The 23,360-nt window shown below is 65.8% G+C and carries 27 protein-coding genes and 1 tRNA gene; 19 read left to right on the top strand and 9 right to left on the bottom strand.

The genetic code is table 11. The annotated features are described in order from the left end of the window. The first annotated feature begins 13 nt into the window (after window positions 1-13). The 7 genes from hisI (at window position 14) to tatC (ending at window position 3,197) form a co-directional block, all read left to right on the top strand. The gene (gene hisI / locus ACSQ9A_RS22065; RefSeq protein ID WP_436305178.1) at window positions 14-415 is read left to right on the top strand and encodes a phosphoribosyl-AMP cyclohydrolase; all 402 of its coding nucleotides are present in this window, start codon (window positions 14-16) and stop codon (window positions 413-415) included. Continuing rightward, window positions 412-801 carry a phosphoribosyl-ATP diphosphatase gene (locus ACSQ9A_RS22060; protein ID WP_436305177.1) on the top strand — a complete coding sequence of 130 codons (390 nt, stop codon included), beginning with the start codon at window positions 412-414 and terminating at the stop codon, window positions 799-801. The genes hisI and ACSQ9A_RS22060 overlap by 4 nt, the downstream gene beginning before the upstream one ends. A 9-nt stretch (window positions 802-810) precedes the next feature. Further along, window positions 811-1,200 (top strand): DUF4870 family protein, encoded by a 390-nt coding sequence (locus ACSQ9A_RS22055; protein WP_093105665.1) that lies wholly within the window; start codon window positions 811-813, stop codon window positions 1,198-1,200. Continuing rightward, entirely contained in the window at window positions 1,190-1,549 is a 360-nt protein-coding gene (locus ACSQ9A_RS22050; protein WP_093105668.1) for a histidine triad nucleotide-binding protein, read from the top strand. Before ACSQ9A_RS22055 ends, ACSQ9A_RS22050 begins: the two co-directional genes overlap by 11 nt. A gap of 69 nt (window positions 1,550-1,618) precedes the next feature. Beyond that, on the top strand, window positions 1,619-1,861 hold the full coding sequence (gene tatA / locus ACSQ9A_RS22045) for a Sec-independent protein translocase subunit TatA (RefSeq protein ID WP_436305176.1): 243 nt from the start codon (window positions 1,619-1,621) through the stop codon (window positions 1,859-1,861). Window positions 1,862-1,874: 13 nt separating this feature from the next. Next, window positions 1,875-2,333, top strand: a complete 459-nt coding sequence (gene tatB / locus ACSQ9A_RS22040; protein WP_093105673.1) for a Sec-independent protein translocase protein TatB — start codon at window positions 1,875-1,877, stop codon at window positions 2,331-2,333. Between the two features lie 60 nt (window positions 2,334-2,393). Next, window positions 2,394-3,197: a twin-arginine translocase subunit TatC gene (tatC, locus tag ACSQ9A_RS22035; RefSeq protein ID WP_093106151.1), complete on the top strand. Its 804-nt coding sequence runs from the start codon at window positions 2,394-2,396 to the stop codon at window positions 3,195-3,197. 30 nt (window positions 3,198-3,227) lie between these two features. Here tatC and ACSQ9A_RS22030 read toward each other — a convergent pair whose 3' ends face one another. Continuing rightward, entirely contained in the window at window positions 3,228-4,391 is a 1,164-nt protein-coding gene (locus tag ACSQ9A_RS22030) for a S1C family serine protease (RefSeq protein WP_436293303.1), read from the bottom strand. Window positions 4,392-4,618: 227 nt separating this feature from the next. Here ACSQ9A_RS22030 and ACSQ9A_RS22025 point away from each other — a divergent pair, with 227 nt between their 5' ends. Both ACSQ9A_RS22025 and pdxA read left to right on the top strand, forming a co-directional pair. Further along, window positions 4,619-5,392, top strand: a complete 774-nt coding sequence (locus tag ACSQ9A_RS22025; RefSeq protein ID WP_436293304.1) for a Nif3-like dinuclear metal center hexameric protein — start codon at window positions 4,619-4,621, stop codon at window positions 5,390-5,392. Continuing rightward, window positions 5,389-6,441: a 4-hydroxythreonine-4-phosphate dehydrogenase PdxA gene (gene pdxA / locus ACSQ9A_RS22020; RefSeq protein WP_436305175.1), complete on the top strand. Its 1,053-nt coding sequence runs from the start codon at window positions 5,389-5,391 to the stop codon at window positions 6,439-6,441. The genes ACSQ9A_RS22025 and pdxA overlap by 4 nt, the downstream gene beginning before the upstream one ends. Here pdxA and mscL read toward each other — a convergent pair. Next, on the bottom strand, window positions 6,428-6,856 hold the full coding sequence (mscL, locus tag ACSQ9A_RS22015) for a large conductance mechanosensitive channel protein MscL (protein WP_436305174.1): 429 nt from the start codon (window positions 6,854-6,856) through the stop codon (window positions 6,428-6,430). The two genes, pdxA and mscL, sit on opposite strands and share 14 nt — an antisense overlap. A gap of 156 nt (window positions 6,857-7,012) precedes the next feature. Here mscL and petA point away from each other — a divergent pair, with 156 nt between their 5' ends. The 6 genes from petA (at window position 7,013) to ACSQ9A_RS21985 (ending at window position 11,247) form a co-directional block, all read left to right on the top strand. Continuing rightward, window positions 7,013-7,627 carry a ubiquinol-cytochrome c reductase iron-sulfur subunit gene (gene petA / locus ACSQ9A_RS22010; RefSeq protein ID WP_436305173.1) on the top strand — a complete coding sequence of 205 codons (615 nt, stop codon included), beginning with the start codon at window positions 7,013-7,015 and terminating at the stop codon, window positions 7,625-7,627. Window positions 7,628-7,640: 13 nt separating this feature from the next. Next, complete coding sequence (locus ACSQ9A_RS22005; RefSeq protein WP_436305172.1) at window positions 7,641-9,041, top strand: cytochrome b; 1,401 nt, start codon at window positions 7,641-7,643, stop codon at window positions 9,039-9,041. Between the two features lie 16 nt (window positions 9,042-9,057). Next, window positions 9,058-9,813, top strand: coding sequence for a cytochrome c1 (locus ACSQ9A_RS22000; RefSeq protein ID WP_093105689.1), 756 nt, complete (start codon window positions 9,058-9,060; stop codon window positions 9,811-9,813). A 101-nt stretch (window positions 9,814-9,914) separates the two neighbouring features. Beyond that, window positions 9,915-10,526, top strand: coding sequence for a glutathione S-transferase N-terminal domain-containing protein (locus tag ACSQ9A_RS21995; RefSeq protein ID WP_093105691.1), 612 nt, complete (start codon window positions 9,915-9,917; stop codon window positions 10,524-10,526). Window positions 10,527-10,546: 20 nt separating this feature from the next. Next, window positions 10,547-11,122, top strand: coding sequence for a ClpXP protease specificity-enhancing factor (locus tag ACSQ9A_RS21990; protein ID WP_436305171.1), 576 nt, complete (start codon window positions 10,547-10,549; stop codon window positions 11,120-11,122). A gap of 49 nt (window positions 11,123-11,171) precedes the next feature. Continuing rightward, a tRNA-Thr gene (locus ACSQ9A_RS21985) sits at window positions 11,172-11,247 on the top strand. Between the two features lie 614 nt (window positions 11,248-11,861). Here ACSQ9A_RS21985 and ACSQ9A_RS21980 read toward each other — a convergent pair. The 5 genes from ACSQ9A_RS21980 to ACSQ9A_RS21960 all read right to left on the bottom strand — a co-directional run bounded on the left by ACSQ9A_RS21980 (window position 11,862) and on the right by ACSQ9A_RS21960 (window position 16,751). After that, entirely contained in the window at window positions 11,862-13,136 is a 1,275-nt protein-coding gene (locus ACSQ9A_RS21980; RefSeq protein WP_436305170.1) for a type II toxin-antitoxin system HipA family toxin, read from the bottom strand. Window positions 13,137-13,142: 6 nt separating this feature from the next. Continuing rightward, window positions 13,143-13,475 carry a helix-turn-helix domain-containing protein gene (locus ACSQ9A_RS21975; RefSeq protein WP_436305169.1) on the bottom strand — a complete coding sequence of 111 codons (333 nt, stop codon included), beginning with the start codon at window positions 13,473-13,475 and terminating at the stop codon, window positions 13,143-13,145. A 1,022-nt stretch (window positions 13,476-14,497) separates the two neighbouring features. Beyond that, a complete protein-coding gene (locus ACSQ9A_RS21970) occupies window positions 14,498-15,913 on the bottom strand; it encodes a PepSY-associated TM helix domain-containing protein (protein WP_436305168.1) in 1,416 nt (471 codons plus the stop codon). 107 nt (window positions 15,914-16,020) lie between these two features. Then, the gene (locus ACSQ9A_RS21965; protein ID WP_436305167.1) at window positions 16,021-16,374 is read right to left on the bottom strand and encodes a DUF2946 family protein; all 354 of its coding nucleotides are present in this window, start codon (window positions 16,372-16,374) and stop codon (window positions 16,021-16,023) included. A gap of 71 nt (window positions 16,375-16,445) precedes the next feature. Continuing rightward, window positions 16,446-16,751 carry a DciA family protein gene (locus ACSQ9A_RS21960; protein WP_436305166.1) on the bottom strand — a complete coding sequence of 102 codons (306 nt, stop codon included), beginning with the start codon at window positions 16,749-16,751 and terminating at the stop codon, window positions 16,446-16,448. A 191-nt stretch (window positions 16,752-16,942) separates the two neighbouring features. Here ACSQ9A_RS21960 and secA point away from each other — a divergent pair, with 191 nt between their 5' ends. From secA to mutT, 4 genes are all read left to right on the top strand, one after another. Then, a complete protein-coding gene (gene secA / locus ACSQ9A_RS21955; protein ID WP_436305165.1) occupies window positions 16,943-19,720 on the top strand; it encodes a preprotein translocase subunit SecA in 2,778 nt (925 codons plus the stop codon). 19 nt (window positions 19,721-19,739) lie between these two features. Continuing rightward, window positions 19,740-20,969: a bifunctional glutamate N-acetyltransferase/amino-acid acetyltransferase ArgJ gene (gene argJ / locus ACSQ9A_RS21950; RefSeq protein ID WP_436305164.1), complete on the top strand. Its 1,230-nt coding sequence runs from the start codon at window positions 19,740-19,742 to the stop codon at window positions 20,967-20,969. A gap of 126 nt (window positions 20,970-21,095) precedes the next feature. Next, window positions 21,096-21,965: an ATP-binding protein gene (locus ACSQ9A_RS21945; protein ID WP_436305163.1), complete on the top strand. Its 870-nt coding sequence runs from the start codon at window positions 21,096-21,098 to the stop codon at window positions 21,963-21,965. 8 nt (window positions 21,966-21,973) lie between these two features. Further along, the gene (gene mutT / locus ACSQ9A_RS21940) at window positions 21,974-22,393 is read left to right on the top strand and encodes an 8-oxo-dGTP diphosphatase MutT (protein ID WP_436305162.1); all 420 of its coding nucleotides are present in this window, start codon (window positions 21,974-21,976) and stop codon (window positions 22,391-22,393) included. Here the strand turns inward: mutT and ACSQ9A_RS21935 are convergent. Further along, window positions 22,387-22,596: a DNA gyrase inhibitor YacG gene (locus ACSQ9A_RS21935; protein ID WP_093105721.1), complete on the bottom strand. Its 210-nt coding sequence runs from the start codon at window positions 22,594-22,596 to the stop codon at window positions 22,387-22,389. The genes mutT and ACSQ9A_RS21935 overlap by 7 nt on opposite strands. Beyond that, the gene (zapD, locus tag ACSQ9A_RS21930; RefSeq protein WP_436305161.1) at window positions 22,596-23,348 is read right to left on the bottom strand and encodes a cell division protein ZapD; all 753 of its coding nucleotides are present in this window, start codon (window positions 23,346-23,348) and stop codon (window positions 22,596-22,598) included. The genes ACSQ9A_RS21935 and zapD overlap by 1 nt, the downstream gene beginning before the upstream one ends. Window positions 23,349-23,360: the final 12 nt, after the last annotated feature.

Genomic DNA, 23,360 nt, shown 5'->3' with positions numbered 1-23,360 from the left:
CGACAATACCCCGATGAACTGGCTCGACGAAGTGAAGTGGGATGCGAACGGCCTGGTGCCCGTGATCGCGCAGGAACAGGGCAGCAAGGACGTGCTGATGTTCGCCTGGATGAACCGCGAGGCGCTGGCCAGGACGGCCGAGCTGGGCCGCGCTGTGTATTTCAGCCGCTCGCGCGGCAAGCTCTGGTTCAAGGGCGAGGAATCGGGCCACGTGCAGACCGTGCACGAGATCCGGCTCGACTGCGACAACGACGTGGTGCTGCTCCAGGTCACCCAGCTCGGCCACGAGCCCGGCATCGCCTGCCATACCGGGCGCCACAGCTGCTTTTTCAGCAAGTACGAGAACGGCCAGTGGACCGTGACCGAGCCGGTCTTGAAAGACCCCGAATCGATCTACACATCGTCCCCAAGATGAGCGCCGACGCCCCCGAACGCAATGCCGAAGACGCGCTCGCGCGACTGGCCGCCGTGATCGAAAGCCGGCTGCCCGCGCGCGGCGGCGACCCCGAGAAGAGCTACGTGGCACGCTTGCTGCACCGCGGCCCCGACGCCTTTCTCAAGAAGATCGGCGAGGAAGCGACCGAGGTGGTGATGGCCGCGAAGGACGCCGACCATGGCGGCGAGCGCACGAAAATAGTGAACGAAGTGGCCGATCTCTGGTTCCACAGCATGGTGGCGCTGGCCCACTACGGCTTTTCGCCGCGCGACGTGGTGGCCGAGCTCGAGCGTCGCGAAGGCTTGAGCGGCATCGAGGAAAAGGCCCTGCGCAAGGCGCAGGATCGCGAAGCTTCCAACGACTGAGAGGACGCCATGCCCAACGACATCGTGACCGTGGAGCCCGACAGCTCGCTCAAGACCTGGGGCTGGATCAGTTACATCCTGCATCTGGTGGTGGCCGTCGGCGCCGTGTTGCCCGGCGCGCAGGCTTCCATCGCGCTGCTCCTGATCGCGCTGGTGATCGATCTGGTCAAGCGCGACGATGCCGCCGGCACCTGGCAGGCGACGCATTTCAGCTGGCGCATCCGCTCGGTGCTGTGGGCCGGCGTGTTGTACCTGCTGACCTCCTGGCTCTGGCTGCTGCTGCTCCTGCCGGGCTGGATCGCCTGGGCGCTGATTTCCCTCTGGTTCCTCTATCGCATCGTCAAGGGGATGGTGCGCATGAATGCCGGACGACCGATGGAGCCTGCGAATGTCCTCTGATCCGAACTGCATCTTCTGCAAGATCATCGAGGGCAAGATTCCCTCGCGAAAGATGTACGAGGACGACGATCTTTTCGGCTTCCACGACATCGCGCCCTGGGCGCCCGTGCATTTCATGCTGGTGCCCAAGCGCCACATCCCGTCGATGGCGCAGGTCACGCCGGACGACGCGGCGCTCCTGGGAAAAATCATGACGCTGGCGCCCAGGCTGGCCATCGAGCAGGGCTGCCGGCCCTATCCGCGGGGCGGCTTCCGCATCGTCGTCAACACCGGTGCCGAGGGCGGGCAGGAGGTCCACCATCTCCATGTCCACGTCATGGGTGGCCCCCGGCCCTGGCTCAAGGGTTGATATTCGCCATTGCCGCGGGTTGTGACATCTGCGCCGACTAAAATCAAACACATTCTTCAGGAGTAATCCATGGGTTCACTTTCCATCTGGCACTGGCTGATCGTGCTGCTCGTCGTCGTGATGATCTTCGGCACCAAGAAGCTCCGCAACATGGGCTCCGACCTCGGCGGCGCCGTCAAGGGCTTCAAGGACGGCATGAAGGACGGTTCGGCAACCGCCGAATCGCCCGCCGCCCCGAATCCGCAGGTGACCGGCAACACCACCGCCGCTGACAAGTCGACGATCGACGTCGAAGCGCGTCAAAAGTCTTGAGACGCATCCGTCCGTGATCGACCTCGGCATCTCGAAAATCGCGCTGATTGGCGCGGTGGCGCTGATCGTCATCGGCCCTGAGAAGCTGCCGCGCGTGGCACGCACCGTCGGCACCCTGCTGGGCAAGGCGCAGCGCTATGTGAACGACGTCAAGGCCGAGGTCAACCGGTCGATGGACCTGGACGAACTGCGCAAGATGAAGGACACGGTGCAGGAAGCCGCCCGCGACGTCGAGCACAGCATCCAGACCGGCGCGAGCGAGTTCGAGAAGCAGTTCTCCGAAAGCGGCCAGACCCTGTCGGAACTGGCCGAGCCCACACCGTCCTACCCCGAGTACAAGCATCCCGGCAAGAACTGGCGCCTGAAGCAGGGCGCTACGCCGCAGTGGTACAAGGCGCGCAACGGCGTTCGCACCCGGGCGCTTTCGGGCGCAGCGCGCGTGGCCCGCTACCGTCCCCACAAAATCAACTAGCCGCAACGCCGATCCGGCCGCGCGCAGCGCATGCCGGACGCCCGCCCGCAGCGCTCCCACATGGCCGATTCCCCCGACAAGAACAAAGAAGACGAACTGGCCGGCACCGAGCAGCCTTTCGTTCAGCACCTGATGGAGCTGCGCGACCGCCTGCTCTATTGCGTCTACGGCCTCGCGGTGGCGGGCATCCTGCTGGCGATCTGGCCCGGCCCGAGCGGGCTGATCGACCTGATCGCGGTGCCGATCCGCGCCCACATGCCTCCCGATGCCAAGCTGATCGCGGTCGGCGTGTTCTCGCCTTTCTTCGTGCCGCTGAAGGCGCTGATGATGGCCGCCGTGCTGCTGACCCTGCCCTGGCTCATGTACCAGTGCTGGATGTTCGTGGCGCCCGGCCTCTACAGCCACGAGAAGAAGTTCGCGCTGCCGCTCATCATCTTCGGCAGCTTCCTGGCCTACGCGGGCATCGCCTTCGTGCAGTTTTTCGTGCTCGACAAGATGTTCGGCTTCATCCAGAAGTTCACGCCCGAAGCGGTGGCGGCGACGCCCGACATCGCGTCCTACGTCGAGGCGATCCTGTCGCTCTATCTCGCCTTCGGCGTCGCCTTCCAGGTGCCGATCGTCGTGATGCTGCTGGTGCGCTTCGAGATGGTCACGATCGAGAAGCTGAAGAGCTTCCGCGGCTATTTCATCGTGCTGGCCTTCGTCGTGGCGGCGGTGCTCACGCCGCCCGACGTGGTCTCGCAGCTCGCGCTGGCGATACCGATGTGCCTGCTCTACGAAGTCGGCATCGTGGCCGCGCGCTACTTCGTGAAACACAGCAAGGCGCCCGAGGAAAACGAGAGCGCCGATTCCGCGCAGCCCTGAGCGGGCGGCGCGACAGCAGCAGCTCGCCGCCTATTCGGGCTCGCCCGGGGCGCGGCGGATCGGGCTCCGCGGCCGCGGGCCCGGCGTGACGTTGAGTTCCATCTTGTCCCTGCCGCGCTGAAGCGCAAATCGCGCCGCATTGCCGGGCTTGAGCCCCGCCACCGCGGTCAGCAGTTCCTGCACGTTGTCGATGCTCTGGTCGCCGACGCCGGTGATCACGTCGCCGGGGCGGATGCCGGCCTGGGCGGCCGGGCCGTTCTGCAGCACGCCCGTGATGATGACCCCCTTGTTCGCCTTGATGCCGAAGGTCTCCGCCAGTTCGGGCGAGAGGTTGTTGGGTTCCACGCCGATCCAGCCGCGCGTGACCTTGCCTTCCTTGACGATGTCTTCCAGCACCTGCTTGGCGGTCGAAACCGGAATCGCGAAGCCGATGCCCAGACTGCCGCCGGAGCGCGAGTAGATCGCGGTGTTGATCCCTTCGAGGTTGCCGTTGACGTCGACCAGCGCACCGCCCGAATTGCCGGGATTGATGGCCGCATCGGTCTGGATGAAGTTCTCGAAGGTGTTGATGCCGAGCTGGTTGCGCCCCAGCGCCGAGACGATGCCGCTGGTGACGGTCTGGCCGACGCCGAAGGGATTGCCGATGGCAAGCACCTGGTCGCCGACCTGCAGGTTGTCGGAGTTGCCCAGCACGACCACCGGCAGCTTGTCGAGCTCGATCTTGAGCACGGCGAGGTCGGTGTCGGGGTCGGTGCCGATCACCTTGCCGCGCGCGTGACGGCTGTCGTTGAGCGTGACGTCGATTTCGTCCGCCCCCTCCACCACATGGTTGTTGGTGAGGATGTAGCCGTCCGTGCTGACGATGACGCCGCTGCCCAGGCCGACCTGGGGCTGGTCGACGCCCTGGTCGCCGAAGAAGAAGCGGAACCACGGGTCGTCGCTGCGCGGACTGCGCCGCGCCGCCTTGCTGGTGTTGATGCTGACCACCGCCGGCGAGGCCTTCTTGGCGGCGGCGCTCAGGCTCCCGGGCGCGATCGCCGTCGGATTGGCGGCTGGCGCCTCGATCACCGAGACCACGCCGCCGAGCGAGGTGGTGCGCTGGCCGACCCACTCGGGCTTGAGCGTCGCGACGACGAAATAGGCCGCGAGCAGGACGGTCACGGTCTGGGCGAACAGCAGCCAGGTGCGTTTCATGAAAAACAAGAAAAGAAGGACGTTGAAGTGGGGGGGGGCAGCGCGGCTGGCGCCGAAGACTGCATTGTCCCTCAATGGATCTGCTGCCTCGTTCCGCAGACTCGCGCCTGAGTGAATCGGACTGTTTCCGTCTATATGGTGAAAACCCTGAGGCCTGCGGCCTTGACCGGGCTCTCCGGGCGCAGCTGTGCGAGACGGCCGGCGCCGCTCGGGTCCACAATGGCGCGATGAGTACGACCCGCCACGAGCTGCTGCATGCGTTCGATCTCCTGCTCGCGCCCGAGCGTTTCAAGGACTACGGCCCCAACGGCTTGCAGGTCGAAGGCCGCACCACGGTGCGCAAGATCGTCTCGGGCGTCACCGCGAGCCGCGCGCTGATCGAGGCCGCGATCCACGCCGAGGCCGATGCGATCTTCGTGCACCATGGCCTGTTCTGGCGCGGCCAGGACGGCCGCGTGACCGGCTGGATGAAGCAGCGGCTCAGCCTGCTGCTCGGGGACGACGTGAGCCTGTTCGCCTATCACCTGCCGCTCGATGCGCATCCGGAGCTCGGCAACAACGCGCAGCTCGGTCTCAAGCTGGGCCTGGTCGCGCACGCCGGTTCGACCGGGCGCTTCGGCGAGCAGGAGATCGGCTTCCTGGGCGCGCGCGACAACGGCGAGAGCTTCGCGAGCGCGAAGGCGCTGGCCGCCCACGTCGAGAAGGCGCTCGGCAAGCCGGTCGTCCTGCTGGACACGGCGCATCGCCCGATCCGCAACATCGCCTGGTGCACGGGCGGCGCGCAGGGCTATTTCGAGGCGGCCATCGCGGCCGGCGCCGATGCCTTCATCACCGGCGAGATCTCGGAGCCGCAGGCGCACTACGCGAGAGAAATGGGCGTCGCCTTCCTCGCCTGCGGCCACCATGCCACCGAGCGCTACGGCGCACCCGCGGTGGCGGCGCACGTGGCCGCGCAGTTGGGCCTGGCGCACCAGTTCATCGACATCGACAACCCGGCGTGAAGCGCGACACCGCCCCGATCGCGATCACGCTCGGCGATCCCGCGGGCATCGGGCCCGAGATCATCGTCAAGTCTTTTCGCGATGCGCCCGGCATCACGCAGGGCTGCTTCGTCGCAGGCGACGTGGACACCGTGCGCCGCGCAGCGCAGGCGCTCGCAGCGCCGGGCAGCCCGGCGCTGCCCGTGGCGCTGATCGATGCGCCGGCAGACCTGGCCGCGATGCCGCCGCGCTGCATCCCCGTGTTGCAGGCTGCGAGCCCGCCGCCGTCGCCCATCGCGCTCGGCGAGATCAGCGCCGCCGCCGGCCGCATCGCCGGCGACTGTGTGCTGTGGGCGGCGCGCGCCGCGCTGCGCGGCGAACTCGCGGCCATCGTCACCGCGCCGCTGCACAAGGAGGCGCTGGCAGCGGCCGGCTTCGCCTTTCCCGGCCACACCGAACTGCTGCAGGCCGAAGCCGCGGCCCATCTGGGCCGGTCGCCGGCCGAGCTGCCGGTGCGCATGATGTTGGCCAACGACGAGCTGCGCACGGTGCTCGTGAGCATCCACATGTCGCTGCGCGATGCGATCGAGGCGGTGACGGTCGACAGCGTGCTGCAGACGCTGCGCATCGCGCACCGCGCACTGGCGGCGGTGCTGGGGCGCGCGCCGAAGATCGGCGTCGCGGGGCTCAACCCGCATGCGGGGGAGGGCGGCCTGTTCGGCTCGGAAGAGCGCGAGATCATCGCGCCGGCCATCGCGGCCGCGCGCGCCGAAGGCATCGATGCCGACGGGCCCCATGCGCCAGACACCGTCTTCATGCGCGCCCGCGCAAAGCGCCAAGGGGCGGGCGAGTTCGACGTGGTGATCGCGATGTACCACGACCAGGGCCTGATCCCGGTCAAGTACCTGGGCGTGGAGAAGGGGGTGAACGTGACGCTGGGCCTGCCGCTGGTGCGCACCAGTCCCGATCACGGCACGGCGTTCGACATCGCGGGCCAGGGCATGGCCGATGCCTCCAGCCTGATCGAGGCGATCCGGATGGCGCGCGCGCTGGCGTTCAGGAGCGCTTGAGGCTGTCGCGGATCTCGCGCAGGAGCGCGATGTCCTCCGGCGGCGCGGCTTCAGCGGGTGCTGCTTCCTGCGTTTTGCGCAGCTTGTTGATCTGCTTGACCATCATGAAGATGATGAAGGCCAGGATCACGAAGTTGACCGCGATGGTGATGAAGTTGCCATACGCCAGCACCGGCACGCCGGCCTTCTTGAGCTCGGCCAGGTTGCTGGCCACGCCGGCCGGCGCGGTGCCCAGCACGATGTAGAGGTTCGAGAAGTCGAGCTTGCCGAACACGATGCCGACCAGCGGCATGATGACGTCTGCGACCAGCGAGTCGACGATCTTGCCGAAGGCCGCGCCGATGATCACGCCGACCGCGAGGTCGATCACGTTGCCCTTGACCGCGAACTCGCGAAATTCCTTCAGAACGCTCATGTCGCTTACCTCGCGTCTTTGTTGTTGGACCGCGGCAGTATAGAGGCCGCGTTGCCCTGCATGCGGGGCCTGCGCTCGCGTTGAATTCGCTTGTGACGCTCCGCTACAATCGCCGGTTGACTCCAAGCCCCCAGCGAAGAAGATTTGAGGACCCCCATGAGTGACATCTCCGTCGGCCAACAACGGATCGACAGCAGCAAGCGGACGTGGTTGATCGCATCCGGCTGTGCCGGCGCAGTGGGAGGCGTGGCAACCGCCATCCCGTTCGTGAGCACTTTCCAGCCCTCGGAGAAAGCCAAGGCGGCCGGTGCGCCGGTCGAGGTCGATATCGGTGGCTTGCAGCCCGGCGAGAAGCTTACCGTCGAATGGCGCGGCAAGCCGGTATGGATCCTCAAGCGCACACCGGCCCAGATCGCCGAACTGCCCAAGCTCGACGGCCAGCTCGCCGATCCGCAATCCAAACGCAACCCTGACGAGTTCACCCCGGAATACGCGCGCAACGAAGGCCGCTCGATCAAGCCCGAAGTGCTGGTGGTCGTCGGCATCTGCACCCATCTCGGCTGCTCGCCGATCGACAAGCTGCAGGCCGGTCCGCAGCCCTCGCTGCCCGACAACTGGGAAGGCGGCTTCCTCTGCCCCTGCCACGGCTCGACCTTCGACCTGGCCGGTCGCGTCTTCAAGAACAAGCCCGCGCCCGACAACCTCCCGGTACCGCCGCACATGTACCTCTCCGACACGCGCCTGCTGATCGGCGAAGACAAGAAGGCCTGAGAGGAACAAGAACATGGCTGAATTCAAGGAAATCTCGCCCAATGCCCCCACCGGCGAGAAGCTGCTCAACTGGGTCGACAACCGCTTCCCGCTGACCAAGCTCTGGAACGACCAGTGGGGCAAGTACTACGCGCCGAAAAACTTCAACATCTGGTACATCTTCGGCTCGCTCGCGATGCTGGTGCTCGTGATCCAGATCGTGACCGGCATCTTCCTGACGATGCACTACAAGCCCGACGCAGCGCAGGCCTTCGCGTCGGTCGAGTACATCATGCGCGACGTGCCCTGGGGCTGGCTGATCCGCTACATGCACTCGACGGGCGCCTCGGCCTTCTTCATCGTGGTGTACCTGCACATGTTCCGCGGCCTCATCTACGGCAGCTACCGCAAGCCGCGCGAGCTGATCTGGATCTTCGGCTGCGCGATCTTCCTGTGCCTGATGGCCGAAGCCTTCATGGGCTACCTGCTGCCCTGGGGCCAGATGAGCTACTGGGGCGCGCAGGTGATCGTGAACCTGTTCGCGGCGATCCCCTTCGTCGGCCCTGATCTCGCGCTCCTGATCCGCGGCGACTACGTGGTGAGCGACGCCACCCTCAACCGCTTCTTCAGCTTCCACGTGATCGCGGTGCCGCTGGTGCTGCTGGGCCTGGTGGTCGCCCACCTGATCGCGCTGCACGAAGTGGGTTCGAACAACCCCGACGGCATCGAGATCAAGGCCAAGCTCGACGCCGACGGCCATCCGCTGGACGGCATTCCGTCGCATCCGTACTACACGGTGCACGACATCTTCGGCGTGGTGGTGTTCCTCACGATCTTCTCGGCCGTGATCTTCTTCGCGCCCGAAGCCGGCGGCTACTTCCTCGAGTACAACAACTTCATCCCGGCCGATTCGCTGAAGACGCCGAACCACATCGCACCGGTCTGGTACTTCACGCCCTACTATTCGATGCTGCGCGCGATCACCAGCGAGATGATGTATGTGCTGATCGCCTGCGTCGTGGCCGGCGCCGTCTTCGGCGTCTGGAAGGCGCGCGTCATCGCCTTGATCAAGGGCGCGATCGTGATCGCGGCGGTCATCGTCGCGGTGATGATGCTGCGCGTCGACGCCAAGTTCTGGGGCGTTCTCGTGATGGGCGGCGCCGTCATCATCCTGTTCTTCCTGCCCTGGCTGGACAACAGCCCGGTCAAGTCGATCCGCTACCGTCCGGGCTGGCACTGGTTCGTGTACGGCGTGTTCGTCGTCAACTTCGTGATCCTCGCCTACCTCGGCGTGCAGCCGCCGTCGCCGATCGGCGAGCGCGTGTCGCAGGTCGGAACGCTCTTCTATTTCGGTTTCTTCCTCCTGATGCCGTGGTGGAGCCGCCTCGGCGAATTCAAGCCGGTCCCCGAGCGCGTGACCTTCAGCGCGCACTGACCGGGAGCACACAAGAATGAAGAAACTGATCCTCACGTTGATTGCAGCGCTCGGCTTCGTGGCCGGTGCACATGCCGCCGAGGGCGGCATCGCCTGGGACAAGGCACCGAACAAGACCAACGACCTGGCCGCGCTGCAGAACGGCGCCAAGCTGTTCGTCAACTACTGCCTCAACTGCCATTCGGCGGCGTTCATGCGCTACAACCGGCTGCAGGACATCGGCATCACCGAGCAGCAGATCAAGGACAACCTCCTGTTCACGACCGACAAGGTCGGCGAGACGATGAAGGCCAACCTCGATCCGCGCCAGGCCAAGGAATGGTTCGGCGGCATTCCGCCCGACCTCACGCTGGTCGCCCGTTCGCGCGCCGGCCACGGCGGCACGGGGGCCGACTACCTCTACACCTACCTGCGCACCTTCTACCGCGACGACACCAAGGCGACCGGCTGGAACAATCTCGTGTTCCCGAGTGTCGGCATGCCGCACGTGATGTGGGAGCTGCAGGGTGACCGCCGGCCGGTGTTCGACAAGATCGAATCGCACGGCCACGCCGCCGAGGTATTCAAGGGCTGGGAGCAGGTCGCGCCCGGGACGATGACGCCGCTGCAGTACGACCAGGCGATCGGCGACCTCGTGAGCTACCTTCAATGGATGGCCGAACCCGCGCAGAACACCCGCATCCGCGTCGGCGTCTGGGTGCTGCTGTTTCTCGTCATGGCGTTGGTCTTCGTATGGCGCTTGAACGCCTCGTACTGGAAAGACGTGAAGTAACGAAGCTGAGAACGCGGTCCGGCTTCGCCGGGCGCGCGTCCTTGTGGAGTGGGTTGCCGCCCGGCATGCCCACTCTTTTTAATTTTTAGGAGTCTTTCGCCATGATGGTTTTGTATTCAGGAACGACCTGCCCCTTTTCCCATCGCTGCCGCTTCGTGCTGTTCGAAAAGGGCATGGATTTCGAGATCCGCGACGTCGATCTCTACAACAAGCCCGAAGACATCAGCGTGATGAACCCGTACGGCCAGGTGCCGATCCTGGTCGAGCGCGACCTGATCCTGTACGAGTCGAACATCATCAACGAGTACATCGACGAGCGCTTCCCGCATCCGCAATTGATGCCCGGCGACCCGGTCGACCGCGCGCGCGTGCGCCTGTTCCTGCTCAATTTCGAGAAGGAACTGTTCGTGCACGTCTCCACGCTGGAAAACCGCACCGCCAAGGGCAACGAGAAGGCGATCGAGAAGGCGCGCTCGCACATCCGCGACCGGCTCACGCAGCTCGCGCCCGTGTTTCTCAAGAACAAATACATGCTTGGCGACAATTTCTCGATGCTCGACGTCGCGATCGCGCCGCTGCTCTGGCGCCTGGACTACTATGGCATCGACCTCAGCAAGAACGCCGCGCCGCTCCTGAAGTACGCTGAACGCATCTTCTCGCGCCCGGCCTACATCGAAGCGCTGACGCCGTCCGAAAAGGTGATGCGCAAGTAGTACCTGCAGCTTCGTTTCTCATGATCAACGCGCTCGAGTCTTCTTCCACCCGCCCCTACCTGATACGGGCCCTGTACGAGTGGTGCACCGACAACGGTTTCACCCCCTACGTGGCGGTGCAGGTCGACGATACCGTGCAGGTGCCGCGCGAGTACGTGAAGAACGGCGAGATTGTGCTGAACATCAGCTTCGATGCGACCAGTTCACTCAAGCTGGGCAACGACTTCATCGAGTTCAAGGCCCGCTTCGCCGGCACCGCGCGCGAGATCAGCGTGCCGGTGGGCCGCGTGATCGCGATCTATGCGCGCGAGAACGGGCAGGGCATGGCTTTTCCGGCGCCCGCACCCGCCGCAGTGCCGGCCATCGAGGACCACAGCACGGCCACGACGTCGCCCGCGGCGCGCACGCCCTTGCGAGACGCGTCCCGCGGCACCGAAGGCGATGCGAGCAAGGTCGTCCATCTGGTCGGCGGCGAGGCTTCCGCGGATGACGCGGCGGCAACGACGACGGCGGGCGCCACGCCTTCGGACCCCGAAGACCCGCCGAGGCCCCCGACCAACGGCGGCGCCCGGCCCTCGCTCAAGCGCATCAAGTAGCGGGCCGAGCGGCAGGCGCCGCACCGCTAAAATCCATCCGTACCCCCACGCCGCTTTAGCTCAGTTGGTAGAGCAACCGCCTTGTAAGCGGTAGGTCGTCAGTTCGATTCCGACAAGCGGCACCACTTCCACTCGATTCTCCAGCGGGCAGGGCAAATCCGAGCACGCGACACGATTGCTCAAGATAATTGTCGCTGGCCAGCGGATCAAAGAAGACATCTGCACGGCGCTCGGAGACATTTGGGGACATGGCCCTGCGATATGCAAGCGAAGAGGCTGCTGCATGTGGGCGGCGCGGAATGTCGCGTGCGAAGGATTGCGAAGCACGTCTGCTGCTGCTGCGCGGGTCTGCCTTGTGGAAGACAGAGTAGGGCAGGCGGGTGGAGCGGCGAAGTTGCCCTTTGCAGTAGGCAGAAACCGGCTTCGCCATGTTCGGAACTGAACAAGCGACGTGTTTCAGTCAGGGTCGCAGCTTACGCTGCCGTCGAAGTTCCTGCGGCACGTCAGGCCACGCGGTTGCGCAGCCCGCTTCAAGTGCGCATTTGGATCTTCCCTTTTCCTGGACGCATTTTGCGAAGGTGCCTGTCCCTTGGCGGAATCCGTAACGCGAACAGAGCTCCCGCGCCGCAGCCCCGGCGCCTGGAGGGCCCGGCTCGCGGCTCCGTAGTCGGAGCCTCTCCGCTTACGCGCCAGGCGGCTGACGGTCGGTGAGCGTCGACGTCCTGGACGTCTGCGGACGTCAGATTGGCTGAGGCGGCTGCTCCAGAAAGAACGACGGCGGCAGCATCGCGCCCTCGAGGTATTCAAGCGCAACGCGGTCGACCCCGGCGCGTTCAAAGAACTCTCGCCAGCCGCTGACAACCTTCAGCATGGAGTCGATTTCGTGTTCAGCTTCCGCAGGCGAGAGCCCAAACACGTCGCATTGCGACAGCAGGTTGTAGCGGCTCGCTGCCCGGCCAAATCTCCCAACCTCCAGTGCAAGATCCCGACGTTCCTGAGACACCAGTGGCTTCGGCACGATGTCGTAGGCCGGTGATAACCGCCATCCTCCGGGTCGATGAAGCACCGCGTGATTGCGCGGGTGATCGTCGTTGTTGGTGACCATTGCATTGAAGACCATTCGCTTGAAGAGCTCGCGCCGATCGTCTTCACTTCGAACAGACCAGCGGCGCAGTTCATCGGCGAGCAGAGGGTAAGACCAGCGCGCACGACCTGCATAACCATCTTCTGCGTCAAGCACCGTCAAGCCCGAGATAAGCCCGTAGCGAAGGTAGGCGCCCTTGTCTTCTCGCCACTCCCTGTCGAAACGCTCCAGCATCAGGGCATCCTTTCCGCCGATTGGTTCCAGTCGCGTGCCGCACACTCGAATTCCTGCCGCATCGGCAAGGCGGAGGGTTGCGAATTCAATTCGCTGCATGTTGACCGGGTCGTTTTTCTCGGGGAGCTTGGCCAGCCAGATTTTTTTGCCATCCTCGATAGTCACCTTCGGCCTGGCTCCGCCCATGCTGGTGCCTGGTTCAAGCTCTTCCAGCACTTCGTGGGGAAGCCGACCATCCTCCTCTAGCTTCTCCGCGGCCTCGCAGAGAGCCTCGAGCTGGTGAGTGCGATTGAACGGACGGCGAGTGGCTGGAGGCTCAATAGTCCTGCCGAAGCTCAGGTTGCCGCCACCGTCGTCCGGACCATTAAGCAGGTAGTCCATCTCCTGCAGATCCTCCTCCTTGCGCTGGAGCTTCGCCTGTATGACACGGCGGCCCCAAGCGTCGGGGCTGGCGTCTCGCACGGCGCCAGGAATTCCTTTCAGTTTCGTAAATCGATGCGGGCGTGGGCCGAGCGAAAGGTGGTATTGGTCTAGCGCGACAACATCCTTGCGGTCCAAGTAGCGCCGCCCGTAGGTAAAGGTGCCCTCGTAGGAGCCAGAGCCAACCTCGCGAACGCGCAAAGACGCACAGGGCACCGTCTCGAAGGTGCCTGGAAGCTGGATGTAGATGTAGCAGTGCTGGTCAGGGGTGGCCATAAGGGATCAGAAGTCGTTGTCCAGATTCGCCGTGCTGTGGCGAACCCTGGTCGGCCGTCGAGCCGCCTCAAGCACTTTGCCGTGCTCGTCCTGGTCGGGATCGGCCAAGCCCGCCGCCGTCCCCAGAAGGCCAAGCTTCCATAGCACCGACAACACGGTACCAAGCGAGGCTGCGGTTGAGCCGTTCTCGAGCGCGTAGAGGGTCTTGCGAGTGATGCCGCTGGCGCTCGCAAGCTCGTCCTGGGTCATGCGTCGGCGCATGCGAGCAGTGCGCAGACGCTCACCGAAGGTGCGTGCGGCCTGAGTGACTTCGAGGGGCGGGGCGCTTTGTGTGTTCATTTAGAAACTCACTATCCAGCTTAATGAGCAGCATATTACCCGTACCGAGGACTGATGTCGAGCGTGCTTGGCTAGTTACGTACCCGTTATACATTATATTGGGTATCACTTTACCCAATTCTGCAATGGCCGTGGGCTGGGGCGGCTGCGGATTCGCCGATCAAGCGCCCACGCCAAGAGGGCCACCAGCCCCTGCGCCATAAAGCCGCCGCCCGCGGGGGGATCCGCGTCGGCCGCGGGGGCCCGGGGATGCATCCGGCACCGGAACCGAGCCCCGCTACCGAACATCATCCGATGACGGAAATGTGTTCGCTTGCGGAAATGCTGGGAGCGCAGCGAAGGGTGGGGCGCCGGCCGTCCTTCGTGAGTGGTAGTAGTCGACGATGCGCGCGGACCACGTTTATCTGAAGTGCCGTCCACGATCGCGATGGGCTGAGTTACGCAGGTGGTCATCGAATGGACTGGCAGTAACACCAGCCGGCAAGGGAAGGGCGGCCTGCATGCCGGTGCGCACGCACGGCGGTTCGGCGTCAAAGCGGCCGAGGCGTCGCCTCGTTTTCGAGTCGGGCGTCCCCTAAGCGTGTGCCCCTGCGCGGATGTAGTTCTGAAAACGGGTATTTCAGAACCCCAAGATGGAGGAGTTCACGCGAACGCGTTACGCGGTTCGTCGGTGACGCTCCCAGCTTGAGGGCTGATACTGGTCGGCCGCCGTGGGTCCATCGAATACCGTCCGGCTCAGCGCTCTCCTGGCTGTGGACCTATGCCCACGGAACGGGAAGGGGGCAGAAAGGGGGCAGAAGGGGGCGTTGCACCTTTATCGTCGAGCCCGTTTAAATGAACTTCGCCGCCCTCGCTGGGAAGAGAGCTTGACTTTCCGCCATCCCCCGGCATGTTCGATCCCGACGTCCGGCTTCGCAAGAACCGCCAAAACGCCCAAATTTGATGCCGACAAGCGGCACCACCAGACAGTCCGGAGGTGCTGCGCTGCGCGCCGTGTCCGGAGATGCAAAGTCATTGCTGCTTCAGGCAGCGCCCGCAGGACGCTGGTGTCCTTGCACGAGCAAGGCATCGAGCAGCAGCATCATCAGCAGCGAAGCGCCGACCAGCGGAAACACGACGCCGCCCACAGCCAGCAATGCCACGACGGCGCGCAACGCGCGGCGGTCGGCGGGCATCGGAGGTACGCCCAGGCCACCGGCCGGCCGGCGCTTCCACCACATCAAGCCGGCGCTCACGCACAGCAGCACGATCGCCAGGCAGACCACCACCAGCACGACCTTGTTGGGCACGCCGAACTCCCGGCCCATGTGGACGTTGATGCCCCACTCCAGCCTGCGGCCCAGCGGCCCGTAGTCGGCATAGCGCATGTCGATGAGCCGCCGGCCGCTGTACTGGTCGAGGTGGATGACGCGCTGCTGCGACAGATCGTCGGGATAGACCGAAGCCGTGTAGATGCCGGTGGGCCCGCGCGGCGGGCTGATGGTGTAGCCGCGGGCGATGCCCAGCCCTTCGACGATCGCGATGGCAGCGTCGAGGCCGATGGCCTGGGGCGAAGCCGCCGTCGCAGCCGGCTGCGGCGGCGCGCCATGCCCTGCGTGATCCTCATGTCCGTCCGGTGCGGACCGAGGCAGGCGGGCCTGCTCGAGCGACCAGGCGGTGGGCGCTTGGTCGCCGAGCCGCTGCGTGGACATCGGCACCTGCACGCGCACGCCGGCGGGATAGCCGAAGTTGTGCCCGTTGGCCCACTGGTTGACCTTCGCGCCCCACAGCACCGACCAGGGCATGCCGGTGAAGGCCAGAAAGGCCAGCGCGCTGCCGACCACCAGGCCCGTCACGGCATGCAGGTCGCGCCAGAACACGCGTTGGCGCGGCCGGCCGCGCACAGAGAGCACCCCGCCGCTGCGCCCGCGCGGCCACCAGAGATAGATGCCGGTGAGCACCAGCAGGATGGCCCAGCCGCCCGCGATCTCGATCGCCCCGCGCGCCACCGGCCCGAAGTACTTCAGGCTGTGGAGTCGGCGGATGGTCCAGGCCACCGTCGCGCGATCGGGCAAGGCGCCCAGCACCGCGGCGCGATAAGGGTCGACGAACACCGCGAGCTGTTCGCCCTGGGCGGTCGCGATGCCGACTTCCGCCGAGTCGGTCGCTGCGCTTGCGGGCGTGTACTTGAGCAGCCGCCCGGGATGTGCCGCCAAGGCTGCGGCGACCACCTCCCCATGGGGCCGCATGGACCCCCTGGCGACCGGCACGGTCTTCAGCTCGCGATGAAAGAAGCCATCGACCTCTGCCTTGAAGACGTACAGGCCGCCTGTGATGGTCAGCCAGATCAGAAAGGGCAGCACCAGCAGGCCGGCATAGAAGTGCCAGCGCCATACGGCGCGATAGAGGCCGTCGGCAGCACCGGCGCGCGCGGGTGCCTCATGGGTCATTGAATTCATGGAAGGGCTCTTCGGCGCCGTGGAGCGCCGATGCATGGCAAGCAAGGAAGTCCGGGCGCCAGCGCCCGTCCTGCGGGGCGCGGTGCGCTACCGGTTCGAAGGCAGGCTCAGAGCGCTGGCGGCCCGCGCGCGGGCAGCGGCGCGGCGGTGGCCGCGGCGATGCGTGCGGCCGGAATGGGCTGGACCGCATGGGCCAGCGGGAGAGGACTCGGCAGCGCAACCGCTGCTGCGGGTGGCGGCGCGCCGGTCAACACGCACAGCGGGCAGTCCATGTGGCTCATGCCCAGCTCCTGCGCGCCGTCGTCGGTCTGCACAACCATCTTGACGGCGCCGGCACTGGAACAGACCAGCTCCACCGCCTGCGGATTCACGATCGGCGAGGCGACCGCCACGCCCAGCGACAGCGCGAACCACAGCAGCACGAAGCGGCCGAGGTGGCGGGCGTGGCGCAGGCAGGACATGAGGCGGCGATTATCCGTTGGAGCACGGCGTCGACGACACGCGCGAGTGGCGGCGGCTGACGCTCTTGCTTTCAGCGGCGCGCGAGCACCTTGATGCGAAGCGTCACGTCGTCCCAGCCTCTGGATTTCAGCCGCGTCTGAAGCAAAGGCACCAGCTGGCGCAGTTTGGCCGCGGCGGCGCTGCCCTGCACCAGCAGGCACCAGGTGCCGCCTTCGACGGGACCGGCCTGCACGGCGGGGCGCAGCTCGGGCGGAATCAGTTCCTGCACCGCCTGCAATCGCTCGCTCGCGTCGCGCGCGCGCGCGGCGAGGCTGGCCAGGGTGGGCGAATCCTGTGCGGCCTGCTGCAAACTGACGGGATTGAAACGGCGGTTCATCGGGGAAGAAGGGGGGGAGCCTCAGAGTGGCAACGCGGCTAAAATGCCCGGTTTGCCGGCGTTCGCGCCGGCGGGGTCCGTTTGCCTTGGCGTGTTGATTTTGCGCCAGGCGCGCCCACCTGCTTTCACCTATCTTAGGAATTTCGGTCGCGGTGCCCGCATGCGTTGGGGTTCCTGTCGACCCTGCTCGCATGGCCACCAACTTCCTGACCCAGATTTTCGGCAGTCGCAACGACCGGCTCCTCAAGCAGTATCGCAAGACGGTCGAACGCATCAATGCGCTCGAACCCGACTTCGAGAAGCTCAGCGACGATGCGCTGCGTGCCAAGACCCAGGAGTTCAAGGACCGGCTGGGGCGCGGCGAGACGCTGGACGACCTGCTGCCCGAGGCTTTTGCGACGGTGCGCGAAGGCTCCAAGCGCGTCATGAAGATGCGCCACTTCGACGTGCAGCTGCTCGGCGGCATGGCGCTTCACAACGGCAAGATCTCCGAAATGCGCACCGGCGAGGGCAAGACGCTCACCGCGACGTTGCCGGTGTACCTGAATGCGCTGACCGGCAAGGGCGTGCACGTGGTGACGGTGAACGACTACCTCGCCAACCGCGACGCCCGCTGGATGGGCCGCCTCTACAACTTCCTCGGGCTCTCGGTCGGCATCAACCTGCCGCAGATGCCGCGCGAGGAGAAGCAGCAGGCCTACGGCAGCGACATCACCTACGGCACCAACAACGAGTACGGCTTCGACTACCTGCGCGACAACATGGTCTACGAGACGCAGGACCGGGTGCAGCGCGGGCTGAACTACGCCATCGTCGACGAGGTGGACTCGATCCTGATCGACGAGGCGCGCACGCCGCTCATCATCAGCGGCCAGGCCGAGGACCATACCGAGCTGTACCTCGCGATCAACAAGGTCGTGCCGCTCTTGACCAAGCAAGAGGGCGAGGCCGATCCGCGCACCGGCGAGGGCGTCACGAAGCCGGGCGACTTCACGGTCGACGAGAAGACGCACCAGGTGTTCATGACCGAAGACGGCCACGAGAAGGCGGAGCAAATCCTCTCCGAATTCAAGCTGCTGCCCGAGGGCGCTTCGCTCTACGATCCGGCCAACATCACGCTGATGCATCACCTCAATGCCGCGCTGCGTGCGCGGCATCTCTACCACCGCGACCAGCACTACGTGGTGCAGCAGGGCGAAGTGGTGATCGTCGACGAGTTCACAGGCCGCCTGATGACCGGCCGGCGCTGGAGCGACGGCCTGCACCAGGCCGTCGAAGCCAAGGAAGGCGTGGAGATCCAGGCCGAAAACCAGACGCTCGCCTCGATCACCTTCCAGAACTATTTCCGCCTCTACGCCAAGCTGGCGGGCATGACGGGCACGGCCGACACCGAGGCCTACGAGTTCCAGGAGATCTACGGTCTGGAGACCACGATCATTCCGCCCAACCGCCCGAGCCGGCGCGAGGACCAGCTGGACCGCGTCTACAAGACCACGCGCGAGAAGTACGACGCGGCCATCGAGGACATCCGCGAGTGCTACGAGCGCGGCCAGCCGGTGCTGGTCGGTACCTCGTCGATCGAGAACTCCGAAATCATCGACGGCCTGCTCGCCAAGGTCGACCTGCCGCACCAGGTGCTCAACGCCAAACAGCATGCGCGCGAGGCCGAGATCGTCGCGCAGGCGGGCCGGACCAAGATGATCACGATCGCGACCAACATGGCGGGTCGCGGTACCGACATCGTGCTCGGCGGCAACGTCGAGAAGGCGATCGAGGCGGTGGAGGCCGACGAGGCGCTCGATCCTTCGGCCAAGGCGGCCGAAATTGCACGCCTGCGCACCGAGTGGGACAAGGACCACGAGTTCGTGAAGTCGGTCGGTGGCCTGCGCATCATCGCCACCGAGCGGCACGAGTCGCGGCGCATCGACAACCAGCTGCGCGGCCGCTCGGGCCGGCAGGGCGACACGGGCTCTTCGCGCTTCTACCTGAGCCTGGACGATCCGCTGATGCGCATCTTCGCGGGCGACCGCGTCAAGGCGATCATGGACCGCCTCAAGATGCCGGACGGCGAAGCCATCGAAGCCGGCATCGTCACGCGCAGCATCGAGAGCGCGCAGCGCAAGGTCGAGGCGCGCAATTTCGACATCCGCAAGCAGCTGCTGGAGTACGACGACGTCTCCAACGACCAGCGCAAGGTGATCTACCAGCAGCGCAACGACATCCTCGACGCGGGCGATCTCACGGCGCAGATCGAGGCGCTGCGCGAAGGCTGCTTCAGCGACCTGGTTCGCCAGTACGTGCCGGCCGAATCGGTCGAAGAGCAATGGGACCTCGCCGGCCTCGAGAAGGTGCTGGCGGCCGAGTGGGGCATCGACATCCCGCTGCAGAAAGACGTGGAGGCTTCGAGTGCCATAGGCGATGAGGACATCGTCGAGAAGGTGGTCGCCGCGGCCAACGAAGCCTTCAACGCCAAGGTGGCGCTGATCGGCCAGGAGAACTTCACCCAGTTCGAGCGCATGGTGCTGCTGCAGAGCATCGACACGCATTGGCGCGAGCACCTGGCTTCGCTGGATTACCTGCGCCAGGGCATCCACCTGCGCGGCTACGCGCAGAAGCAGCCCAAGCAGGAATACAAGCGCGAGGCCTTCGAGCTCTTCGGCCAGTTGCTCGACTCGGTGAAGAACGAGGTCACGCGCCAGCTCATGACGGTGCGCGTGCAGACCGGCGAGCAGTTCGAGGAAGCGGCGGAGGAGCTGGGAAGCCGCGGCGAGAACCTGTCCAACATCACCTACACCGCGCCGACCGAGACCGGCGAGGTCGAAGTGCGGGTCGACGAAGAAAGCCTGCGCCGCCAGGCCACCTCGGGCCTGAGCGTTGGTGCCGCCGCCTTTGCGCGCGTCGGCCGCAACGACCCCTGCCCCTGCGGCAGCGGCAAGAAGTTCAAGCATTGCCACGGCAAACTCAATTGATGCACAGCAGGACCTCGCCATGCCAGTGAATCTCTCCGCTCCCGATCCCGCCGAGCTGCATGCGGTGCCCGGCATCCGCATCGGCGTGGCCGAGGCGGGCGTGCGCAAGGCCAACCGCAAGGACCTGACGGTCGTGCTGATCGACGAAGGCGCCGCCGTCGGCGGCGTGTTCACGCAGAACCGCTTCTGTGCTGCACCCGTGCAGGTGTGCCGCGAGCACCTGGCCCGGGACTTCGGCATTCGCGCCATGCTGATCAACACCGGCAATGCGAATGCCGGTACCGGCGAGGACGGCCTGGCGCGCACGCGCGCGACCTGCATCGCGCTGGCGCGCAAGCTGAACCTCGCGCCCGAGCAGATCCTGCCCTTTTCCACCGGCGTGATCATGGAGCCGCTGCCGATCGACCGCATCGAGGCCGGGCTGCCGGCCGCGCTGGCCGACGCGGCGCCCGCCAACTGGGCGCGCGCGGCCGAAGGCATCATGACCACCGACACCGTGCCCAAGGCCTTCAGCCGGCAGCTGCAGATCGGCGGCGTCACGGTCACCGTCACCGGCATCAGCAAGGGCGCCGGCATGATCCGGCCGAACATGGCGACCATGCTCGGCTTCATGGCGACCGACGCGAAGATCGATCCGTCGCTGATCCAGCCGCTGGCCAAGGCCCTGGCCGAGGCCTCGTTCAACCGGGTGACCATCGACGGCGACACCTCGACCAACGATTCCTTCGTGGTGATTGCCACGCAGAAAGCCGAGCACGGCACCGTCACCTCACTCGATTCCGTGGAAGGCCGCGCCTTGCTGGACGCGATGCAGGCGGTCGCGCTCCAGCTGGCCCAGGCCATCGTGCGCGACGGCGAGGGCGCGACCAAGTTCATCACCATCCGCGTCGAAGGCGGGCGCGACGCCGCCGAGTGCCGCCAGGTGGCTTATGCGGTCGCGCATTCGCCGCTGGTCAAGACCGCGTTCTACGCGAGCGACCCCAACCTCGGGCGCATCCTCGCGGCAGTCGGCTACGCGGGCATCGCCGACCTCGACCAGACCGGCATCGACCTCCATCTCGACGACGTGCACGTCGCGGTCAAGGGCGGGCGCAATCCGAGCTACCGCGAAGAAGACGGCCAGCGCGTGATGAAGCAGAGCGAGATCATGGTGCGCATCGGCCTCGGCCGCGGCGAGGCCGCGGATACGGTGTGGACCTGCGACCTGAGCCACGACTACGTTTCCATCAACGCCGACTACAGATCTTGACCTCCCCCAGGCTTCGCGCACTTCGTGTCGCTTCGCCAACCCCCTCAGCGGGGGGCGACACCAGCGGCCCGGCAAGGCCGGTTCCGCGGTGTCCCCCCGAACAGACAAGCTTCATAGCTAATCGATATGAACGAGAAGTTTGAAAGGCTGATCGAGCGTGCCGAACAGCTGATCGGCCGCATCGAGTCGATCCTTCCCCAGCCGCTGGCGGCGCCCGCCGACTGGAGCGCCTCGATCGCCTGGCGCTACCGCCGTCGCAGTTCGGGGCACGGCACGCTAGAGCCGGTGCGCCATGTGGCGGGCATGTCGCTGGACGCATTGAAGGAAATCGACCTCCAGAAGGAAAAGATCGAGCGCAACACGCGCCAGTTCGTCGAGGGCAAGCCGGCCAACAACGTGCTCTTGACCGGGGCCCGTGGCACCGGCAAGTCCTCGCTGATCCGTGCCTGCCTGCAGGCCTATGCGCCGCAGGGCTTGCGCCTGATCGAGGTCGACAAGGCGGAGCTGACCGACCTGCCGGACATCGTCGAGGTGGTTTCACAGCGGCCCGAGAAGTTCATCGTGTTCAGCGACGACCTGAGTTTCGACGAGGGCGAGCCGGGTTACAAGGCGCTCAAGTCGATCCTCGACGGGTCGATCGCCGCGGCGACACCCAATGTGCTGATCTACGCGACCAGCAACCGGCGCCATCTGCTGCCCGAGTACATGAAGGACAACCTGAGCTACACCCACACCGAGGACGGCGAGGTGCATCCCGGCGAGGTGATCGAGGAGAAGACTTCGCTGTCGGAGCGCTTCGGCCTCTGGGTCAGCTTCTATCCCTTCAGCCAGAACGAATACCTGACGATCGTCGCGCAATGGCTCTCGTCCTTCGGCGTCGATGCGAAGGCGATCGAGGCGGCGCGCCCCGCGGCGCTGGTGTGGGCGCTCGAGCGGGGTTCGCGCAGCGGCCGCGTGGCCTACCAGTTCGCGCGCGACTACGCGGGCCGCAGCTGAACCCGGCCATGACGGACACGCGCAAACACACCGAGGTGGCGGTCGGCATCCTGATCCGCGAAGACGACGCCCTGCTTCTCTCGACGCGGCCCGAGGGCAAGCCTTACGCGGGCTATTGGGAGTTTCCGGGCGGCAAGATCGAGACCGGCGAGACGGTGGAGGAAGCGCTCCGGCGCGAACTGCACGAGGAGCTCGGCATCACGATCGCCGGCGCCGAAGTCTGGAAGACCACCGAACACGACTACCCGCATGCGCTGGTGCGCCTGCACTGGTGCAAGGTCCGAGCGTGGCGGGGCGAGTTCGAAATGCGCGAAGGCCAGTCCATGCGCTGGCAGCAGCTGCCGCTCGATGTGACGCCGGTGCTGCCGGGCGCGCTGCCGGTGCTCGGATGGCTGGCCGAAGAGCGCGGCCAGCCGGACGGTCACTGAAGCTTCGGGTCGCCGAAAGGCTCGTCGTCGGGCGGCGCCTCGGCCGGCATCCTGAATTCTTCGCTGGCCCAGGCGCCGAGGTCGATGCCCTTGCAGCGCGCGCTGCAGAAGGGCCGGTACGGGTTGCTGGGCGCGTAGACGCTGTCTTTCCCGCACGCCGGACACCGGACGATGCGCTCGCCGGCTGCATTGACCTTGGTCATCATGCGCAGAGGGTCAGCTCGAACGGCGTGTCGTCTGCGCTCTGGTGCAGGCGATCGGCCTCCTGCCGCATCAGCCGCACCGACACCATGAGCCGATTGCCGCTGATCTCGGGAATGAGTCCGAGTTTCGGGTCGATGCGCAGGCGCAGCAGCTGGAAGCTGCGGCCCTGGGGCAGGTTCTGCTGGAACTGGCCGCCCGCGGCCATGACCTTGTAAGGCACGTCGGCGTCGCGCAACAGCTTCAGCAGCAGGTAGATCGATTCGGCCAGCGGCGCGAGCGTGGAGGACCAGCGTTCCAGGTCGGCGCGCCGATCGGAGGCCCTGCCGTTCTGCCAGGCGTAGTAGGCCGGCAGGTCGAATTCGCAGGTGCCGCCGGGAATGCCCGCGCGGCTGCGGATGCTCATCAGCCACTCGTTCTCGGTCAATGCCTGGCCGGCTTTGCCAGGCACCGTGTTGAGGGTCGTGAAATTGCTTTCGAGCTTGCCGACGACCTGGTCGAGCACGGCTTCAGAGATGGCCGGATTGCCGCGATAGCTGTTGAAGACATTCTTGTGCTTGTCGAGGTCCCGCATCACGTCGGCCTTGAGGTCGGCGCGCGCCGCCACGTCCATGATCTCGAAGATCGTGACGAGGGCGTAGTGGTGGGAGAGCGCCGAATCGGCAGGCACCAATTCGCCGAGACGGCGAAACAGGTGCTCCAGCCGCAGGTAGGTCCGGATGCGCTCGTTGAAGGGGTACTCGTACAGAATCACGCGTCGGCTTCC

It is taken from the genome of Variovorax sp. LjRoot290, assembly GCF_964253985.1.
GTDB lineage: Bacteria > Pseudomonadota > Gammaproteobacteria > Burkholderiales > Burkholderiaceae_C > Variovorax.
The sequence above is the reverse complement of the archived record's forward strand: the minus strand, read 5'-3'. Positions and strand labels throughout refer to the sequence as shown.

Excerpts from the sequence above, each read along its gene's own strand:
- hisI (WP_436305178.1), top strand. The coding sequence starts at position 14 with ATGAACTGGCTCGACGAAGTGAAGTGGGATGCGAACGGCCTGGTGCCC.
- ACSQ9A_RS22060 (WP_436305177.1), top strand. The coding sequence starts at position 412 with ATGAGCGCCGACGCCCCCGAACGCAATGCCGAAGACGCGCTCGCGCGA.
- ACSQ9A_RS22055 (WP_093105665.1), top strand. The coding sequence starts at position 811 with ATGCCCAACGACATCGTGACCGTGGAGCCCGACAGCTCGCTCAAGACC.
- ACSQ9A_RS22050 (WP_093105668.1), top strand. The coding sequence starts at position 1,190 with ATGTCCTCTGATCCGAACTGCATCTTCTGCAAGATCATCGAGGGCAAG.
- tatA (WP_436305176.1), top strand. The coding sequence starts at position 1,619 with ATGGGTTCACTTTCCATCTGGCACTGGCTGATCGTGCTGCTCGTCGTC.
- tatC (WP_093106151.1), top strand. The coding sequence starts at position 2,394 with ATGGCCGATTCCCCCGACAAGAACAAAGAAGACGAACTGGCCGGCACC.
- ACSQ9A_RS22030 (WP_436293303.1), bottom strand. The coding sequence starts at position 4,391 with ATGAAACGCACCTGGCTGCTGTTCGCCCAGACCGTGACCGTCCTGCTC.
- ACSQ9A_RS22025 (WP_436293304.1), top strand. The coding sequence starts at position 4,619 with ATGAGTACGACCCGCCACGAGCTGCTGCATGCGTTCGATCTCCTGCTC.
- mscL (WP_436305174.1), bottom strand. The coding sequence starts at position 6,856 with ATGAGCGTTCTGAAGGAATTTCGCGAGTTCGCGGTCAAGGGCAACGTG.
- petA (WP_436305173.1), top strand. The coding sequence starts at position 7,013 with ATGAGTGACATCTCCGTCGGCCAACAACGGATCGACAGCAGCAAGCGG.
- ACSQ9A_RS22005 (WP_436305172.1), top strand. The coding sequence starts at position 7,641 with ATGGCTGAATTCAAGGAAATCTCGCCCAATGCCCCCACCGGCGAGAAG.
- ACSQ9A_RS22000 (WP_093105689.1), top strand. The coding sequence starts at position 9,058 with ATGAAGAAACTGATCCTCACGTTGATTGCAGCGCTCGGCTTCGTGGCC.
- ACSQ9A_RS21995 (WP_093105691.1), top strand. The coding sequence starts at position 9,915 with ATGATGGTTTTGTATTCAGGAACGACCTGCCCCTTTTCCCATCGCTGC.
- ACSQ9A_RS21990 (WP_436305171.1), top strand. The coding sequence starts at position 10,547 with ATGATCAACGCGCTCGAGTCTTCTTCCACCCGCCCCTACCTGATACGG.
- ACSQ9A_RS21980 (WP_436305170.1), bottom strand. The coding sequence starts at position 13,136 with ATGGCCACCCCTGACCAGCACTGCTACATCTACATCCAGCTTCCAGGC.
- ACSQ9A_RS21975 (WP_436305169.1), bottom strand. The coding sequence starts at position 13,475 with ATGAACACACAAAGCGCCCCGCCCCTCGAAGTCACTCAGGCCGCACGC.
- ACSQ9A_RS21970 (WP_436305168.1), bottom strand. The coding sequence starts at position 15,913 with ATGAATTCAATGACCCATGAGGCACCCGCGCGCGCCGGTGCTGCCGAC.
- ACSQ9A_RS21965 (WP_436305167.1), bottom strand. The coding sequence starts at position 16,374 with ATGTCCTGCCTGCGCCACGCCCGCCACCTCGGCCGCTTCGTGCTGCTG.
- ACSQ9A_RS21960 (WP_436305166.1), bottom strand. The coding sequence starts at position 16,751 with ATGAACCGCCGTTTCAATCCCGTCAGTTTGCAGCAGGCCGCACAGGAT.
- secA (WP_436305165.1), top strand. The coding sequence starts at position 16,943 with ATGGCCACCAACTTCCTGACCCAGATTTTCGGCAGTCGCAACGACCGG.
- argJ (WP_436305164.1), top strand. The coding sequence starts at position 19,740 with ATGCCAGTGAATCTCTCCGCTCCCGATCCCGCCGAGCTGCATGCGGTG.
- ACSQ9A_RS21945 (WP_436305163.1), top strand. The coding sequence starts at position 21,096 with ATGAACGAGAAGTTTGAAAGGCTGATCGAGCGTGCCGAACAGCTGATC.
- mutT (WP_436305162.1), top strand. The coding sequence starts at position 21,974 with ATGACGGACACGCGCAAACACACCGAGGTGGCGGTCGGCATCCTGATC.
- ACSQ9A_RS21935 (WP_093105721.1), bottom strand. The coding sequence starts at position 22,596 with ATGACCAAGGTCAATGCAGCCGGCGAGCGCATCGTCCGGTGTCCGGCG.